This window comes from Siminovitchia thermophila (genome assembly GCF_016909185.1).
Lineage (GTDB): Bacteria > Bacillota > Bacilli > Bacillales > Bacillaceae_C > Siminovitchia > Siminovitchia thermophila.
Genome location: NZ_JAFBFH010000020.1, coordinates 1 through 15,522 on the forward strand (window position 1 = coordinate 1; position 15,522 = coordinate 15,522).

17 protein-coding genes are annotated in these 15,522 nt (G+C 41.7%); 12 read left to right on the plus strand and 5 right to left on the minus strand.

Translation table 11 applies throughout. The annotated features are described in order from the left end of the window. Window positions 1-92 precede the first annotated feature (92 nt). The 5 genes from JOC94_RS13830 to JOC94_RS13850 all read right to left on the minus strand — a co-directional run bounded on the left by JOC94_RS13830 (window position 93) and on the right by JOC94_RS13850 (window position 4,619). Complete coding sequence (locus tag JOC94_RS13830; RefSeq protein ID WP_077113629.1) at window positions 93-641, minus strand: acetoacetate decarboxylase family protein; 549 nt, start codon at window positions 639-641, stop codon at window positions 93-95. Further along, window positions 638-796: a hypothetical protein gene (locus JOC94_RS13835; protein WP_171974018.1), complete on the minus strand. Its 159-nt coding sequence runs from the start codon at window positions 794-796 to the stop codon at window positions 638-640. Before JOC94_RS13835 ends, JOC94_RS13830 begins: the two co-directional genes overlap by 4 nt. A gap of 13 nt (window positions 797-809) precedes the next feature. Continuing rightward, complete coding sequence (locus tag JOC94_RS13840) at window positions 810-2,210, minus strand: sodium/proline symporter (protein WP_077113630.1); 1,401 nt, start codon at window positions 2,208-2,210, stop codon at window positions 810-812. Between the two features lie 137 nt (window positions 2,211-2,347). Further along, complete coding sequence (locus tag JOC94_RS13845) at window positions 2,348-3,061, minus strand: acetoacetate decarboxylase family protein (protein ID WP_077113631.1); 714 nt, start codon at window positions 3,059-3,061, stop codon at window positions 2,348-2,350. A gap of 130 nt (window positions 3,062-3,191) precedes the next feature. Then, the gene (locus JOC94_RS13850) at window positions 3,192-4,619 is read right to left on the minus strand and encodes a sigma 54-interacting transcriptional regulator (RefSeq protein WP_083717699.1); all 1,428 of its coding nucleotides are present in this window, start codon (window positions 4,617-4,619) and stop codon (window positions 3,192-3,194) included. Window positions 4,620-5,265: 646 nt separating this feature from the next. Here JOC94_RS13850 and JOC94_RS13855 point away from each other — a divergent pair. From JOC94_RS13855 to phnC, 12 genes are all read left to right on the plus strand, one after another. Beyond that, window positions 5,266-5,982 (plus strand): GntR family transcriptional regulator, encoded by a 717-nt coding sequence (locus JOC94_RS13855; RefSeq protein WP_139345712.1) that lies wholly within the window; start codon window positions 5,266-5,268, stop codon window positions 5,980-5,982. 301 nt (window positions 5,983-6,283) lie between these two features. Further along, the gene (gene phnG, locus JOC94_RS13860) at window positions 6,284-6,706 is read left to right on the plus strand and encodes a phosphonate C-P lyase system protein PhnG (RefSeq protein WP_077113633.1); all 423 of its coding nucleotides are present in this window, start codon (window positions 6,284-6,286) and stop codon (window positions 6,704-6,706) included. A gap of 14 nt (window positions 6,707-6,720) precedes the next feature. Then, window positions 6,721-7,311 carry a phosphonate C-P lyase system protein PhnH gene (gene phnH, locus JOC94_RS13865; protein WP_077113634.1) on the plus strand — a complete coding sequence of 197 codons (591 nt, stop codon included), beginning with the start codon at window positions 6,721-6,723 and terminating at the stop codon, window positions 7,309-7,311. A gap of 3 nt (window positions 7,312-7,314) precedes the next feature. Further along, complete coding sequence (locus JOC94_RS13870) at window positions 7,315-8,436, plus strand: carbon-phosphorus lyase complex subunit PhnI (protein WP_077113635.1); 1,122 nt, start codon at window positions 7,315-7,317, stop codon at window positions 8,434-8,436. After that, a complete protein-coding gene (locus tag JOC94_RS13875; RefSeq protein ID WP_077113636.1) occupies window positions 8,426-9,298 on the plus strand; it encodes an alpha-D-ribose 1-methylphosphonate 5-phosphate C-P-lyase PhnJ in 873 nt (290 codons plus the stop codon). The genes JOC94_RS13870 and JOC94_RS13875 overlap by 11 nt, the downstream gene beginning before the upstream one ends. Further along, window positions 9,288-10,127: an ATP-binding cassette domain-containing protein gene (locus JOC94_RS13880; RefSeq protein WP_077113637.1), complete on the plus strand. Its 840-nt coding sequence runs from the start codon at window positions 9,288-9,290 to the stop codon at window positions 10,125-10,127. Before JOC94_RS13875 ends, JOC94_RS13880 begins: the two co-directional genes overlap by 11 nt. 12 nt (window positions 10,128-10,139) lie before the next feature. Continuing rightward, complete coding sequence (gene phnM, locus JOC94_RS13885; protein ID WP_077113638.1) at window positions 10,140-11,315, plus strand: phosphonate metabolism protein PhnM; 1,176 nt, start codon at window positions 10,140-10,142, stop codon at window positions 11,313-11,315. After that, the gene (locus tag JOC94_RS13890) at window positions 11,312-11,938 is read left to right on the plus strand and encodes an LbetaH domain-containing protein (protein ID WP_077113639.1); all 627 of its coding nucleotides are present in this window, start codon (window positions 11,312-11,314) and stop codon (window positions 11,936-11,938) included. Before phnM ends, JOC94_RS13890 begins: the two co-directional genes overlap by 4 nt. Window positions 11,939-11,944: 6 nt before the next feature. Continuing rightward, a complete protein-coding gene (locus tag JOC94_RS13895) occupies window positions 11,945-12,655 on the plus strand; it encodes a phosphonate C-P lyase system protein PhnL (protein ID WP_077113640.1) in 711 nt (236 codons plus the stop codon). Next, window positions 12,652-13,464: a PHP domain-containing protein gene (locus tag JOC94_RS13900; protein ID WP_077113641.1), complete on the plus strand. Its 813-nt coding sequence runs from the start codon at window positions 12,652-12,654 to the stop codon at window positions 13,462-13,464. Before JOC94_RS13895 ends, JOC94_RS13900 begins: the two co-directional genes overlap by 4 nt. 174 nt (window positions 13,465-13,638) lie before the next feature. Beyond that, window positions 13,639-14,667: a PhnD/SsuA/transferrin family substrate-binding protein gene (locus tag JOC94_RS13905; protein ID WP_077113642.1), complete on the plus strand. Its 1,029-nt coding sequence runs from the start codon at window positions 13,639-13,641 to the stop codon at window positions 14,665-14,667. Window positions 14,668-14,749: 82 nt separating this feature from the next. Further along, window positions 14,750-15,514, plus strand: a complete 765-nt coding sequence (phnC, locus tag JOC94_RS13910; RefSeq protein WP_077113643.1) for a phosphonate ABC transporter ATP-binding protein — start codon at window positions 14,750-14,752, stop codon at window positions 15,512-15,514. Window positions 15,515-15,522 lie beyond the last annotated feature (8 nt).

Genomic DNA, 15,522 nt, shown 5'->3' on the forward strand with positions numbered 1-15,522 from the left:
CAAGCAGCTTCGCTGTGGCTGTGCTTTGATGAATACACAAATTTAACATTATGCAAAGGTCGAAAACTTTTACACATAAATGTGGACTTGACTCAACCATTTTCTTCTGTGGCGTAAAAGTCTCCTTTTACAACCCCGCCGCCAAGGATATGAAGCGGTCCTAGTAAATGTAAAGGTTCAGTCACTGTTTGTGTAACACGCAGCTGCACAGGATGGAATGTCTTTTCATGCAATATGAAATCAGGTGATGTATCTCTTTCGATAATCTCTTGCATGTATATCCCGCCATCCGGTTTTGAAATCGTTCTCAGATTCAAATGTGGAGTGGTAATCGGTTCTTCTAAAGCGGGCATGGTCTCGTTCAAATTTACTGTCATTTTAATCAGTTCTTCGCCATTTTTCCTGGCTGCTCCATGAATTTCCCTATTATTCTCTACTATTTGTATATTGGCATATTTTTTCGGATAACCCCATAAATCTCTGCCTGCCGCAATTGCTGCATCATTATTTTCATATTCATATATATAATATCCACCGTATTGATTGCCATATGCTGCTGGAACAACGAAGGCGCAATCCATAAACGATACTTTGTCCGTGTTGCTGAAGTCTGTAATGGAAATAACGATTTTGTTGGTCACATATTCAAAGGGTGTATAAGATAGGATGCGTTTGATTTCGGATTCATTTGCTTCTGCAACCGCAAATACCGATAAATAATTTTTACATGAATAGGGTTAAACGGATCCGGAAATAATGGCGCATGAATCGGGACGTTATTTGTTGCTTTATTCAAGAACATCTACCTCCTAAACATCTTTTTTACTTACCAATAGCAAGACAAGTGTAGAGGCAATAGCAGCCGGAACTAATTCATATAGATAATCTACCCATGGTGTGTTAACCCAAATGATTGTCACTACTGTTCCCGTGATGATGCTCCAAACGGCCCCTTTTTTGGTAACGATATTTGTATAAAGCAGGAAAATTAATAATGGCCCAAAACTGGCGGCGAGACCGGCCCATGCATACAAGACGAGTTGAAAGACAGACTGGAGATTTAACAATGCGATTAAAGTGGAAATGATGCCAAGGCTAACCATCGTTATTCTTGAGATGAGCATGGATTGTTCATTGGTAAACGTTTTATTTGTAATCCCTTTTAACAGGTCGCTCGCGAATGCTTGTGTTGCGATCATCACTTGTGACGAAAAGGTGGATTGGATCGCGGCAAAAATGGCGGCTAGTACAACACCTGCCAGAATTGGATGCAAAGTATCTACTGAAATCTTTGGAAAAACATACTCAGGATCATCTAGGGTCGGAACAATTATTCTTCCAATTAATCCTAGTAAATTAGAGCCAGTCATAACCACTATTACCCAAAACATGGCGATAAACGCCCCTTGCGTAATGGTTTGATCATCTTTGGCAGATAAAAATCGCTGGACAATATGTGGTTGTCCAGGTTCGCCCACTCCAAAAAGGAATAGGCCCAAAAACACACCAATACCCGCTGCTCCGGTTGCTCCTCCCAACGAAGAAACTAAAATGGGGTCAATGTCATGTAAAGTTGAAAAAAACTGTACCGGTCCTCCAAATTCAAAAAAGATCATATAAAGCGGAAAGAGGATGAGGACAGCCAACATAACAAGCCCTTGGGTAAAATCTGTCAATACGACTGCCCGATACCCGCCAAAAATGGCGTAACCGATTACAAAAGCTGCAGATAAAATAAGACCGATGTTGTAATCAAAAGAAATCGTTGCATCGAGTGTTTTCCCGGCGGCGGTTAATTGGGAGGCCATCGATGCCACAAAGAAAACGATAATGACGATACTGGAAATAATTTTAATTGTTTTTTTATCACTATCCAACTTTAAACTGAAGTAATCCGGTAAACTTAATGCTCCCAATGCTTCTCCTTCTTTTCTCAGTTTGGGAGCTATTACGAACCAGTTTAAGAGATATCCAATGATGAATCCAGGCAGCATCCACATAGTGGATATGCCGGCTGCATAGGAATAACCTGCAGCCCCAATAAATATCCAACCACTCGTGTCGGTGGCACCTGCACTGATGGCAGTCGCCCATGGACCGAAATTTCGATCTCCCAAATAAAATCCTTCTTCACTTTTAGATATATATTTTTCCGACATGACGCCAATGATAAAGACGATAATCAAATAGAGAATAAAAACGGTTATCATGAATGTCCCCCTTCTCTATTTTTATATTTAGTGAGAATATAGGTTGCTAAAAACCCGAGCAGTGGGACAATAATATACAGAAACACGATTAAAAATGTATTTTCCACCTTCACTCACTCCTTTTCTATTTTTAAAGATTATTTTGTTATCTCGTCTATCACTTTTCCATACGTCAATGTAAAAGCTCCTTCTATATACATAGCGCCTAGTATTTCTTTCACCCCTAGTTGGTATAGTGGATCAGCCGCTGATTGTTCCATTATTAATTGTGCTTTGCCGTAAACTTGTTTCTTCAATACCGCATTTTGCAACTCATTTTTGATAATTTTATTGATATCCGTGCCATCATGCTCCGGATGCGGCATTCGTTTTACTTGTAGTCTGGGAGATAAGTTCGGGATGACTATTTCTTGGTCATCTCTCTCAAACACAATATCAATCACTTTTTTTCCTTTTCTTTGAACGCTTCCTTTGACCATATGTTCATTGCACTCAAATTGTACTTCCGCCAGTTTTTTCGGGTAACCCCATATTTCTCTTCCCGCACAAAGTGAATCATCGGTATTCACATATTCGAATGCCACGCATGCGCCTGAAATTCCCTTGTAAGCACATGGGATCACTACGCCTCCCTCGCTGTATACATCCAAACCTTCAATTTCATTATTTTGTAAAATAAATACTTCAAATATATCAGAAATCAGTTCAAATTCTTTTGGCAAAAATTGCTTTAACTTTTTAACATCTCCCCGGCAATATACGCTCACTTTCTGATAATCCTTATATTCATAAGGAAGCTTTGGATATAGTGGTGAATATTCGGGTAAGATGTTGTATTCATAGTTTGACATGTTACATTCCTCCTTCTGTTTTGCCAATATAAAAAGCAAGTTTTATGCCAATAAAAAAACCCTGATTTTACAGGGTTTGATCATTGTATAACTAGATTTTTACCTATATTTCAAGTATTAAATTGAGTAATTACCCATTTTTGAGTAACTTTACTTCTAAAATATACGTTCCTAATTGATACTTTTTGATTTTATTGCTTAGTGACTGTTGGGGCATATCCAAATTTCTTGCAGCTTGTGAGATATTTCCCCCCGAATGAAGCAATTCTTTTTTGATGATGTCAATTTCCGTCTCTTCCATCATTTCTTTGAAGCTTTTTTCTCCATGCGGATAAGAGGCAAGTCTCGCATAGGCCTTGTCAATGATGCGCAGATCTTCCAAAACATTGTAATATTCAATGTCACCGGCTTCGATATACCCGGAATCTTTCACGTTCATGAGACGTTCGACGGCATTTTTTAATTGTCTAATATTCCCGGGCCACTCATAATGGAGGAACTTCTCATAAGCCTCTTCGGTCAATCCGAGAATGTGTTTATCGAACAATCTATTATAGTGGTCGATAAAATGATTGGCCAAAAGAGGAATGTCGATTCGTCTTGCACGTAAAGGAGGAAGTTCAACATTGATCACACTTAAACGGTAGTAGAGATCTTCACGCAACTCATTGTTTAAGAGAAGTTCTTTAGGATTAACATTGGAAGCAGCAATGATTCTAACGTTAATAGGCAGTTCTTTCGTTCCGCCGACTCTCCGTACTTTTTGTTCCTGAATGACTCTTAATAATTTGGCTTGTAATTCTATTGGAAGTGAATTCAACTCATCTAAAAATAATATTCCTCCATTAGCCAGTTCAAACAAACCTTCACGATCAGTTGCACCCGTGAAACTTCCTTCTACTGTTCCGAAAAAATACGTTTCCAGCAAATCTTTAGGAATTGCCGCACAATTTTGTGTGATTAATGGCATTTGTTTTTTGCCGGCCTTATGGAGCGCATTCACATATATTTCTTTTCCGGTGCCAGTTTCTCCATATATGAAAATAGGGGAGGGGCTGTTGGCAATGGCCGGTATTTCCGCCTTTATTTTCATAATCATTTGACTTTCTCCGATAAAATCAGAAAATAAAACATCCATATTGCCACTATCATGATTCGCATCCGTATGTTTATGTTGTTCTACTTGCAACTTCCGTAATTGATCCGAGATATCTTGGAGGGTTGAAATGTCTTGAAAAGTTTCAAATGCACCCGTTACAGAGCCATTTTGGATTAAAGGATAGGTAGATGATAAAGTAGTCTTTCTTTCACCCCGATAAGTGATGAACGTTTGTTGCTTTTCTATGATCGGTGTTTTTGCTTCAAAAACATGACAGAAAGTACTGTTTTCTTTCGTCAGATTTGGAAAAACCTCGAATATTGTTTTGCCAATGATGGATTCATGATCTAAACCAATTGCATGAATCGCGTTATTTGCGTAAATAAACTTAAATTGGTGATCGATGATCATGACGCCTTCTTTAATTGTCTCGATGACATGCTTAAACTTTTCTTCCACGTCGCCACCCCTTTTGCTTATATTATAAACATAGTGCAAGCGGGGATCATTGAACAACCTGTTTATGAATGGAAATTGCTATTGTAAATACCAACAGGTGTCCCGACTTGTCACTGTTCCTTTAATTCTGGATGTACACTTCAAAAATACAAAGTAATGGGGGATCAACTGTCAGTAAACGCCCAATTAAGTAAAAGCTTCGTTAGCGACACACCGCAAGTTTTTCAAAACGATGGCGATCACAAAGGCATCGCGCTGTACAGGAAGTACGAGAGCAAGCGAAGTGACAGGAGAAGGAAAGCTTGGACAGCCATCGGTAATACGAGATTCGAGGACGTCGCTGCCTAGCTTGCAACAGGACGCTTTTAATCTAGCTTTTGTGCCGCTTCTTATCAGCGGATCGCAGTCTTAGAACACCCACATCACCAGCACGACCTATATCCCGCGGGCCTAACGCCATTGATTGCAAGTTTCGCGCATCTTATGGTTGGGTGTCCCCGTTTATGCGTCGAAAAACGGGCGCTTACCCTTTTCTTTGTAATAATAGAAAGAACTGGAGATTGTTATGGTGCATTTTTCTCTTGTCACAAACGCTTCTGTTGATTATGATAATTGTGCAAAGATTTCCTAAACAGGGGTGAAACGGTTGGCGGATGAAGTTGAATTGATGATTGTGGACGATTTAATGGAGGCGATTGTTCAGGGGAAGTTTAAGAAAAATAAACGGCTTCCATCTGAAACGGAGCTTACGGATTATTATAAGGTACCCCGCATTAAAGTGAGAAATGCTTTCCTCAAATTGGAGGAGATGGGCTATATCTATTCCAAGCAAGGGAAAGGCCGTTTTTTGAAGGACAAGCACCAGCAAGTCGAACTGCATTTGACAGGGAGTACAAGCTTCACGGAAAAAATGTTGAATGCCGGTTTAACACTCGAAACGAAAAATATTAGTTGTGAAAAAATTGCTTATCATCCCCGAATATATAAGACTTTACAATTGTCCGAGGATGCCGAGGTATTTAAAATTTCCCGCCTCCGTTTGCTTGAAGGGAGACCCATTGCCTTGCATAGCTCTTACTTGGCCAAGTCCACTTTTCCACATATCGAACAGGAAGGAAAGGAACTGAAATCCATCTTTTCCTATTACCGGAAAATGGGTTTTACGGAATTTACGAGCGGTGAAAGCCTGTTAAGCATCTCTTTTCCTACAAGAGAAGAACGTACCATATTGGAATGTCCCGTGTTGGTGCCGCTTTTGATAGTGGAAAGCAATTGCATTGCGGTTCCGCAAGATAAAGTGTTGGAATACACAAAGATTATTTATCGCAGCGATTCCTTCAACTATTTTATCACTACAAAATAACATAAAGGTATCACTTTTCAATAAAAATACCGGATGAATCACAAGATGATTCGTCCGGTATTTTTATTGAGTGGAAAAACGCCCAAAGGCGGCTTTTTTCCGGCGACACCGCTCGAAATAGAGCGCAAGTAACTGGGAAGGTTTTTATTCGGATAGCGAGATGTTTTTTCATAAAGTCCTTGTCATAATCTGTCCGAAGGCTAGGCGATTATAACGCTCCGCAACTTTACGCTTTCTTTGTAAACTCTTTACACAGGCTAAATTGGCAACAAGTTAAGATGGGTTTGTAGGAGGTGGAGTCATGAATAGAAAAAGAAGAATGCACATTTTAATAGACGGCTCCCGTGATTTATCAAAAAAAATGGCTCGTCAAATAGAGGAAAGCCATTCTGTTGAAGTGTTGATGGAACCTCAGGAAGCATTGACGATGATCAAGATGAGAGAAACAGCCCAAAAGTCACTTTTCTACCTTGGAGAAGTGCTGGTGACAGAATGTAAAGTAAGCGTAAATCATCAAGTCGGGATGGGCATTGTGGTGGGCATAGAGCCGGATCTTGCCTATTATCTTGCGGTCATCGATGCGGCATTTGAGGCTCAATGCGGTGAAGTGGATGGGTGGTTGCCGTTGCTGGCTGCAGAAGAACAGCGGATTGCTGCTGAAAAGAACGTGAAAGCGTCGGCGATTCATAAAACAAAAGTGAGTTTTGAAACAATGGATGTTTAACAGGGGGTGGAGAGATGTCGATCGATATGGTTCATGATACGCAGAAAGTATTTCGCACGATCCTTCATTGCATGTCGAGACCTGGAACGATTGAAAGTTTGAAGGAGGTGACGGACCGCCTTACAACTGCGGTGGAAAGTCTTCCCGGAACTTTCGTAACGGCTTTAACAATACTCGATCGAGAAGCTTCTTTTGCGGTTGTTGGTTTAGATACGAAGAAGACTGAAGAACTGATGGTTGCTTACACGATGGCCGCCCAAGAAAAGATTTCCGAAGCCGATTATGTGTTTATCACAAAAGAAGCCGCGAAGGAGCAAATTGCTGATGTATTTCAGCAAGTGAAAATCGGAACGCTGGAGGACCCGCAACAGTCGGCAACGATTATTTTCGAGACAGAATTTAGCCAGGGAGGTAAATGGTCTTTGGCAGGGCCGGGCATTAAAACGACAAGAGAAGTCTCCATTCATGATGAGTGCGAGTGGCTTGAAGCGCGAAACAATTTAAACAAAGAGTTTCCGTTGGGAATAGACATGATTTTCGTAGATGAACTGTCGAATGTCATGTGTTTACCGAGGACGACAGTCATTAAGAGGTGTGAGGTGTAAAGGATGGCTTATGTAGCTGTAAAAGGCGGAACTGAAGCGATAGAAGAGTCGCTCAAGCGCTTGACATATGAACGGATTCGCTCGGAAGAAGCGATGGAAGTGAAGGCAATCATGGCCGGAATGCGAGGAATGATTGATCAGGTCATGTCGGAAAGCAGTCTGTATTCCGAATTGCTGGCTGCCCTGGCAATCAAGCAGGCTGAAGGAAATATGGAAGAGGCTGTTTTTCTGTTGCGCGCCCATCGCTCCACTTTGCCGAGAAATTACTATACACGAGTGATCGAGACGGAAAACATGTTTGTCGAAAGAAGGATTTCCGCCAGTTTCAAAGACATTCCCGGAGGCCAAATCTTGGGAGCCGCTTATGACTATACGCATCGGCTCATGGATTTTGATTTACTTTCAGAATCGAAGGAAACGATACAAGATTGGTTGAGTGCATACGAGAAGCAACACAGTTCACAATTGGAAAGCAATGGAACAGATTTACAGGCTTTGCCGAAAGTCGTGGATTATTTGCGCAAAGAAGGATTATTTTCTTCCTATGAAGAGGATGATACGGAGCCGCTTGATGTAACAAAGCGCAGCGTCCGATTTCCAACTACTCGCAGTGAACGCCTGCAAATGTTAACGAGGGGGCAAACAGGGGCTGTGACGTCCCTTGGATATGCGGCAATACGAGGGTATGGCGCGGTGCATCCGACGGTCGGCGAATTGCGTGTCGGAATGTTGCCTTTGAGCATCGCGGACCCAATCGACCCGACAAATGAAGAGGAAAACGATTATTATATCGGTCAAATAAAAGTAACGGAAGTAGAATCATTCATTCCAATTACATCTAAAAATGAACAAAATGAAGATGAAATTGAATTCGAAATCGGCTATGGCATTTGTTACGGCCAAAATGAAACAAAGGCGATCGCGATGAGCATATTGGATCAAGCGTTGGAGCATGGCAATAAAGATTATCCAACACATGATGAAGAATTTGTGCTTTTGCATATTGATTCAGTTGAATCAAGCGGATTTATCTCTCATTTAAAGCTCCCTCATTATGTCACCTTCCAATCAAAATTAGACAGTGTGAGGAAAATCAAAAAGGGAGATGAACAGCATGAAGAATAAACTTCACTTTGCTTTGCTTGATGAAGGATCAAAAAAAGAGATTCGCAGGACAATCCTGAAAGCAGTCGCCATTCCCGGTTATCAAGTTCCCTTTGCATCACGGGAAATGCCAATTGCGCGTGGCTGGGGCACTGGCGGATTACAAATCACTCTATCCATTATTGGCAAGGAAGATGTGCTGAAGGTCATTGACCAAGGAGCAGACGAATCAGTCAATGCCGTGAATATTAAAAAACTTGTGAATCGAACAACAGATGTCCAAACAACGACGGAAACGGAAGAGGCAACAATCATTCAATCAAGACACCGAATTCCCGAAGTGCCGCTGACAGAAAAGCAAGTGCTCGTTTTGCAAGTTCCCATTCCCGAGCCGCTTCGTTGGGTTGAACCAAGTGAACGGAAAACGAAGCAGTTACATGCGGAAAGAGAATACAGCGGTGCTTGGCTTATGCTGTTTGAACAGATTATGAAGTATGGAAAGACAGCCACAAACGCGGACCACCCGGTTCTTGTACACGACAGATACGTCATGGCGCCGAGCCCGATTCCCCGATATGATAATCCAAAGATGGATCAATCGGAATCACTGATATTGCTTGGAGCCGGCCGGGAAAAGAAAATTTATGCGGTACCGCCATATACGAAGGTAATCTCATTGGCGTTCGAAGATTATCCGATGGAAACAGAATCGTTTGCAGGCAAGCAATGCCATTTATGTCATTCGACTGATGTGTTCCTGGATGAGTTGGTCAACCCGGAGACGGACGAGACCTATTACCAATGCAACGATACAAGTTATTGCCTTGCGACTTTAAATAACAATGAAAAGAAAGCCGGGGTGGCGGTGCAAGATGCAAGATGAGCCTATTTTAAAAGTGGTGAACTTGAAAAAACAGTATGGTCCGGGCTGTCAATGGTGCAGCAACGGACATGAGTCCATTTTTGAGAAAAACCGTTGTCTCCGCTGCGGTACAGTTTATGCCTGTAATGATCTTTCCTTTGAATTATATCCTGGAGAAATTTTAGGGGTCGTTGGGGAAAGCGGAAGCGGGAAGTCCACCATGATGAAATGTCTGTATTTTGATGAAGAAGTGACATCGGGAGCGGCGTATATTGGCACATATGACGATGGTGAAACAAATGTCTTTCAACAATCATCACAACAAAAGCGCCATATCCGCAACACGATTCTGGGAATGGTCTATCAAAATCCGGTATTAGGCTTAAAAATGGACTTTTCCTCGATCGGCAATATAGCAGAGAAGATGATTGCCGCAGGAGACCGTCATGTAGAGAGGATGGAGAACCGGAGCAAAGAATTGCTCACACATGTTCATATTCCCCTTGCCCGCATAAAAGATGAGCCGAAAAAGTTTTCGGGCGGCATGCAGCAACGTGTGCAAATAGCAAAAGCATTATCAAATCAGCCGCCGATTTTATTGTTGGATGAAGTGACAACAGGATTGGATTTATCTGTTCAGGCAAGTGTTTTGGATTTGATCAAAACGATCCAACAGAAGTTTGGAATCAGCATGATTGTCGTTTCCCATGATTTGGCAGTGATACGCATGTTGGCAGACCGAACGATTGTAATGCTGGACGGAAAGATTATCGAACAGGGATTGACAGATCAAATTTTGGAAAATCCCCAGCATGCCTACACGCAGCAACTTGTATACTCGTTGATATAACGGAGGGATTTTGTGTATTTACTAACAAATGGCCAACTTGTTTTGGAGAATCAGATTTTGAGCGAGCATGCCGTAGTAATTGAAAATGATAGCATTGTTGATATTATCCCTGAACAGGATGCTGTGAAATACAAAGGTTATAAAATCTTGGATGCCAATGGCGGGTATATCTCACCAGGTTTCGTCGATATTCATTCCGACTATATCGAGGGGATCATCTCTCCGCGTCCAACGAGCATGATGGATTTTACGTTGGGGATTCGTGAAGCGGAGCGAATCTTGATCAGCCACGGGATTACAACGATGTTCCATTCACTATCCATTTACAAAGATGACAGCTTTGGAAAAAAACCGATACGTCATTCAGAAAACGTAAATCGGTTGATCAATGCTATTAACGAGACACATACGAGCAAGCATTTGATCCGCAACAGAATGCATGCAAGATTTGAAATTGACAATATTGAACAAGTAAACATATTTATCCAAAACATTCAGGAAGAAAAAGTTCATCTTATTTCGTTTATGGACCATACACCAGGGCAAGGACAGTTTCGCAATTTGGAAATTTACCGGGAAACACTAAAAGGTTACAACGATATTTCAGATGCTGAAATAGATGAAATCATTACCAACGGTATGAAGAAAAACAAAATTACGCTGGAACAGATGAGGGAAATAAGCAAAATCGCGTTGGATAAAAATATTGCCATTGCTTCCCATGATGACGATGAAATTGAAAAGCTGACTCTGGTCAAGAGTTATGGCACATCCATTAGTGAATTTCCGACAAGTCTTGAAGTGGCGAAAGCGGCAAAAGAAATGGGGTTGTGGACCATTGCGGGTGCACCAAATGTCATGCTGGGAGGTTCACATTCCGGTAATCTATGCGCTACAGAAGCTATTCGGGAAGATGTCATTGATATTTTGTGCAGTGACTATTATCCACCCGCGCTTTTGCACGCGCTCTTTAAATTAAGCGAGGAACATGACATGGCTTTACACAAGATGTTTCAGCTTGTCACTTTAAATCCTGCCAAAGCAGTCCGGATGGATGATCAAATCGGCTCTATTAAGAAAGGAAAAAAAGCGGATATCATCATTATCGAAAAAATGGATGATGGTTATCCAGTCATAACAGCCTCGTTTGTAGATGGAAAACTAATAACAAGGACGAATTATCGATGAATACAAAAGAAGTGAAATTGGGCTATGAACCGTTCATTCATGAGCATGTCACACTGAAAAATGTTCAGTTCGGCCAATATAACGAGATCGGCCCGTACAATTATTTTGAAAATGTGGCGTTGGGTGACTATTCTTATACAGGCCAATTTTGTTTCATCCAAAACACTGTCATCGGGAAGTTTTCCAACATTGCCGCGATGGTCCGGATTGGGCCGACAGATCATCCTTATGAGAGACCTTCGCTCCACCATTTTACTTACCGCAGAAGGATGTTTGGCTTTAGTGAAGAGGACGATGAAGAGTTTTTTGAGCAAAGAGTGAGCCGGAAAGCTTTAATTGGCCATGATACATGGATTGGACACGGCGCCATTATTCATCCGGAAGTCACGATTGGAAACGGAGCAGTGATTGGAAGCGGTGCGGTAGTCACAAAAGATGTCCCGCCATATGCCATCGCAGTCGGCGTACCCGCCAAAATCATTAAATATCGCTTTCCAAGTGAAGTCATCGACAAACTCCAAAGCATTCAATGGTGGAATTGGCCGTACGAGAAAATCAAAGAACAGGTGGATGATTTTCATCTGCATGTGGAACAGTTTATTAAAAAACATAGTGAGAGGTAAGATGGAATGTCTCAATTGCTTGAAGTGAAATCATTGTACAAATCCTTCACCATCCATCATCTTGCCAACAATATTCAGGCACTGAACGACATCAGTTTTACGTTGGATGAGGGAAAATTCATCGGAATCGTCGGCAAGAGCGGTAGCGGTAAGTCTACTATTTTAAAGTTGATTTATCGAACATATTTGCCGGAGCGCGGAGAAGTTATTTACAACTCCGAACGTTTTGGAAGCATTGATTTAATGAAAGCCAGCGAAAGAGAAATGATCTATTTACGCCAATATGAAATTGGTTATGTTTCGCAGTTTTTAAGTGTCATGCCGAGAACGACAGCCCGTGAAATTGTTGAACAATCCGTTCTGGAAATGGGTAAATCGCTTGATACGGCAAAAGTGACAGCAGAGGAAGCCCTTGCCCATTTCGATTTAGACCCGGAGCTGTGGGATAACTACCCTGTGACTTTTTCGGGAGGGGAGAAACTGCGGCTCAACATCGCCAGCGCCATTGTCAAAAAACCACGCCTGTTATTGTTGGATGAACCTACTGCCAGCTTGGATAATGACTCGAAGGTAAAGGTTCGGGAAGTCCTTGAAAAGCTAAAAAAAGAGGGAACGACACTAATTGGTATTTTTCATGACTTGGAGTTTATGGAAGGACTATGCGACAAAGTCTATGACTTTCACAAAGGAAAATGTGTGGAGGGAATAAAAGTATGAAGGCCGATTTGCATGTGCATTCCGACTTTTCCGATGGATCGAATACAGTGGAAGAAATAATGGAATTGGCTGCCGAAAGAGGCATTACACATATCAGTCTTACCGACCATGATACAGTTAGCGGAATTGAGCATGCCCAAAAGGTCGGTAAGCATCGGGGGATTACAGTGATCCCAGGGATTGAAATTTCTGCTTATGATTTTAAGAGAGAGCGCAAGGTGCATATATTGGGCTATGCCTTTTGTAAAAGCGCCCACCATATCCAAATGCTTTGTAACCCTCTTCTTCAGAGGCGGCATGCGAATTCTCTATGGCAAATTGAGCAGCTTCAAAAAAATGGGATAGACATAGAGGTTCAGGAAGTGATGAGGCGCGCGGCCGAAGGCGGAATCATTTATAAGCAGCATATTATGTCTTGTTTAACGGATGATCACTTTACAACCCCGGCATATCAACAGTTGTACAAACAGCTTTTCAAAGGCGAGGGCATATGTGCAAGGGATATCATCTACGTCGATGCAATTGATGCTGTTCAAGCGATTAAAAAAGATGGTGGCTATGCCGTTTTGGCTCATCCGGGCCAACTGGATTCATTTGACATGGTTGAAGAACTTGTACAGCATGGGCTGGATGGCATTGAAAGAAATCATTACGATCACTCCGAACAGGACAAGAGCAGAACAGAAGCCTATGCCAAGAAGTTTGATCTGTTCATGACGGGCGGAAGTGACTATCATGGCAGCTTTGGTGCTCCGATCCAACTCGGGGAATTTGATAGCCCTACAGAAGCAGTTTATTCAATTATCTAGATATTGTAAAAACTACTTAAGAAATATGTAAAACACCTCTTTAAGCCGGCGGGATATGTTTGAATAGTAAGTAAAAGAAGTCCATCTGTATCAGTGGGGTGAAATCATAACGAAAAAAGAAGCAAAAATACTCCAAACGAGTAATAAGAACTATTTTTTTAAAAGGAGACAGTGATGAAAAAATCATTCTTACCATTAGTAATGTTAATCGTCATTTCTGTATTTCTGGGAGCTTGTTCGAACACGAAGAAATCTGCTAGTTCAGAAGAAATTACAATGGTATGGTATCCAAATGAATCTGGAAATGATTTAAAAGCGGCTCGTGATGAGATTGGTAAAGTGATAGAAGAGGCAACAGGAAAAAAAGTAACCCATAAATTGACAACGGACTATGCGGTAGCCATTGAGACGATTGCCAATGGCAACGCCCAAATGGCATTTATGGGTGCACAAGGATATATCGAAGCAAAGAATAAAAGCGAAGACATTGAACCCGTTGTCGTGCCAAGTGGCGCATCGGGAACGTTGGAGGATGCGGTTTACCATAGCTGGCTGGCTGTCAGAGCTGAAGATGCCGAGAAGCACAAGGAGAACGGCGAATTTACTATAGATAAAATCGTTGATTCCAAATTCTCTTTCGTGTCCAATAGCTCAACATCTGGATTTAAAGTACCTTCCAACAGTATCGTTACTCATTTCTCTAAACAAGATCAATGGAAAGACTTGACTCCGGAAGATTTAATGGAGGGCGGAAAATTCTTTAAAGAAGTGCTATATGGCGATTCGCACCAGGGTTCAGCTGTAAATCTGTTAAGCAAACGCGCTGATGTCGCGGCGTTTTGTGATACATGTGTTGGAAATTATGTAGAAGTAGCGGACGGTGAAGAAAATACTGCAGGGTCAACTTATAAAGTAAGAGATGACGCCGCTGAGCCTTTTAATACATTGACTGGCGAGGAGTTTACTTTAATTAGCGTGACTCCGGTATTAAACGCGCCTTTCGTAGCCAATGCATCCACTTTAAGTGAAGAAGATTTCAAAAAGATCCAGGAAAGCCTCGCTTCGGATGAAGTGGCAAATAATGAAACAATCTTTGTTCCGGAGGATTCAGAACAAGCAGGGTTATTCAAGAAAACAGACAAGGAGCGTTTTGTAGTTACGGATGATGCCTGGTTTGATCCAATTCGTGAACTGGCAAAATAGCAGATACAGTTGCAAAGGAGCGTATTTCTCAAACTTCCATACGCTCTTTTGTTTGAGTAAAAACGAGTGAGGAGTAATATAGATGCCGCTTTTAGAAGTGAAAAATATCTCTAAACAGTATGAACAGGATAAAAAGGTGCTGGAGGAAGTCAACTTTAACATCGAAAGTGGAGAGTTTGTATCTATTATCGGGCCTTCAGGGGCCGGTAAATCGACATTGCTTCGCTGCCTCAATCGCTTGGTGGATATTTCAAACGGGAAAATTATTTTTCAGAATGTCGATGTCATGAATTTATCTAAACGAGACTTGCGTAAACATCGAACGCAAATTGGCATGATATTCCAGCATTATAATTTGGTGTCTCGTTTGACTGTCATCGAAAATGTACTACATGGCAGATTAGGATATAAGACCAATATTCAAGGCATTTTAAAGCGATATTCAGAGACGGAAAAAGAGGAAGCATTTACCCTGTTGGAAAAACTGGGCATGATGGAGCATGTGTACAAAAGATGCGATCAATTAAGTGGCGGGCAAAAGCAACGGGTCGGTATTGCCCGGGCATTGATACAGCATCCGCAAATACTGCTTTGTGACGAACCGATTGCCTCATTGGATCCGAATGCTTCCAAAGTAATTATGGATCATTTACAAAATATATCCCGAAGCATGAATATTACGTGTATCGTTAATTTACATCAGGTGGATGTGGCGAAACGGTATTCAGACCGCATTATCGGGTTAAACGGCGGCAAGATCGTATACGATGGTCCGGCAGAAGGGCTGACACCGGATATCATTCATAGTATTTACGGATCTGAGGCTGGCGACCTGATTATGGAATAGGGGGAAAA

Excerpts from the sequence above, each read along its gene's own strand:
- phnH (WP_077113634.1), top strand. The coding sequence starts at position 6,721 with ATGTCGATCGATATGGTTCATGATACGCAGAAAGTATTTCGCACGATC.
- JOC94_RS13880 (WP_077113637.1), top strand. The coding sequence starts at position 9,288 with ATGCAAGATGAGCCTATTTTAAAAGTGGTGAACTTGAAAAAACAGTAT.
- JOC94_RS13870 (WP_077113635.1), top strand. The coding sequence starts at position 7,315 with ATGGCTTATGTAGCTGTAAAAGGCGGAACTGAAGCGATAGAAGAGTCG.
- JOC94_RS13845 (WP_077113631.1), bottom strand. The coding sequence starts at position 3,061 with ATGTCAAACTATGAATACAACATCTTACCCGAATATTCACCACTATAT.
- phnG (WP_077113633.1), top strand. The coding sequence starts at position 6,284 with ATGAATAGAAAAAGAAGAATGCACATTTTAATAGACGGCTCCCGTGAT.
- phnC (WP_077113643.1), top strand. The coding sequence starts at position 14,750 with ATGCCGCTTTTAGAAGTGAAAAATATCTCTAAACAGTATGAACAGGAT.
- JOC94_RS13895 (WP_077113640.1), top strand. The coding sequence starts at position 11,945 with ATGTCTCAATTGCTTGAAGTGAAATCATTGTACAAATCCTTCACCATC.
- JOC94_RS13905 (WP_077113642.1), top strand. The coding sequence starts at position 13,639 with ATGAAAAAATCATTCTTACCATTAGTAATGTTAATCGTCATTTCTGTA.
- JOC94_RS13900 (WP_077113641.1), top strand. The coding sequence starts at position 12,652 with ATGAAGGCCGATTTGCATGTGCATTCCGACTTTTCCGATGGATCGAAT.
- JOC94_RS13840 (WP_077113630.1), bottom strand. The coding sequence starts at position 2,210 with ATGATAACCGTTTTTATTCTCTATTTGATTATCGTCTTTATCATTGGC.
- JOC94_RS13890 (WP_077113639.1), top strand. The coding sequence starts at position 11,312 with ATGAATACAAAAGAAGTGAAATTGGGCTATGAACCGTTCATTCATGAG.
- JOC94_RS13875 (WP_077113636.1), top strand. The coding sequence starts at position 8,426 with ATGAAGAATAAACTTCACTTTGCTTTGCTTGATGAAGGATCAAAAAAA.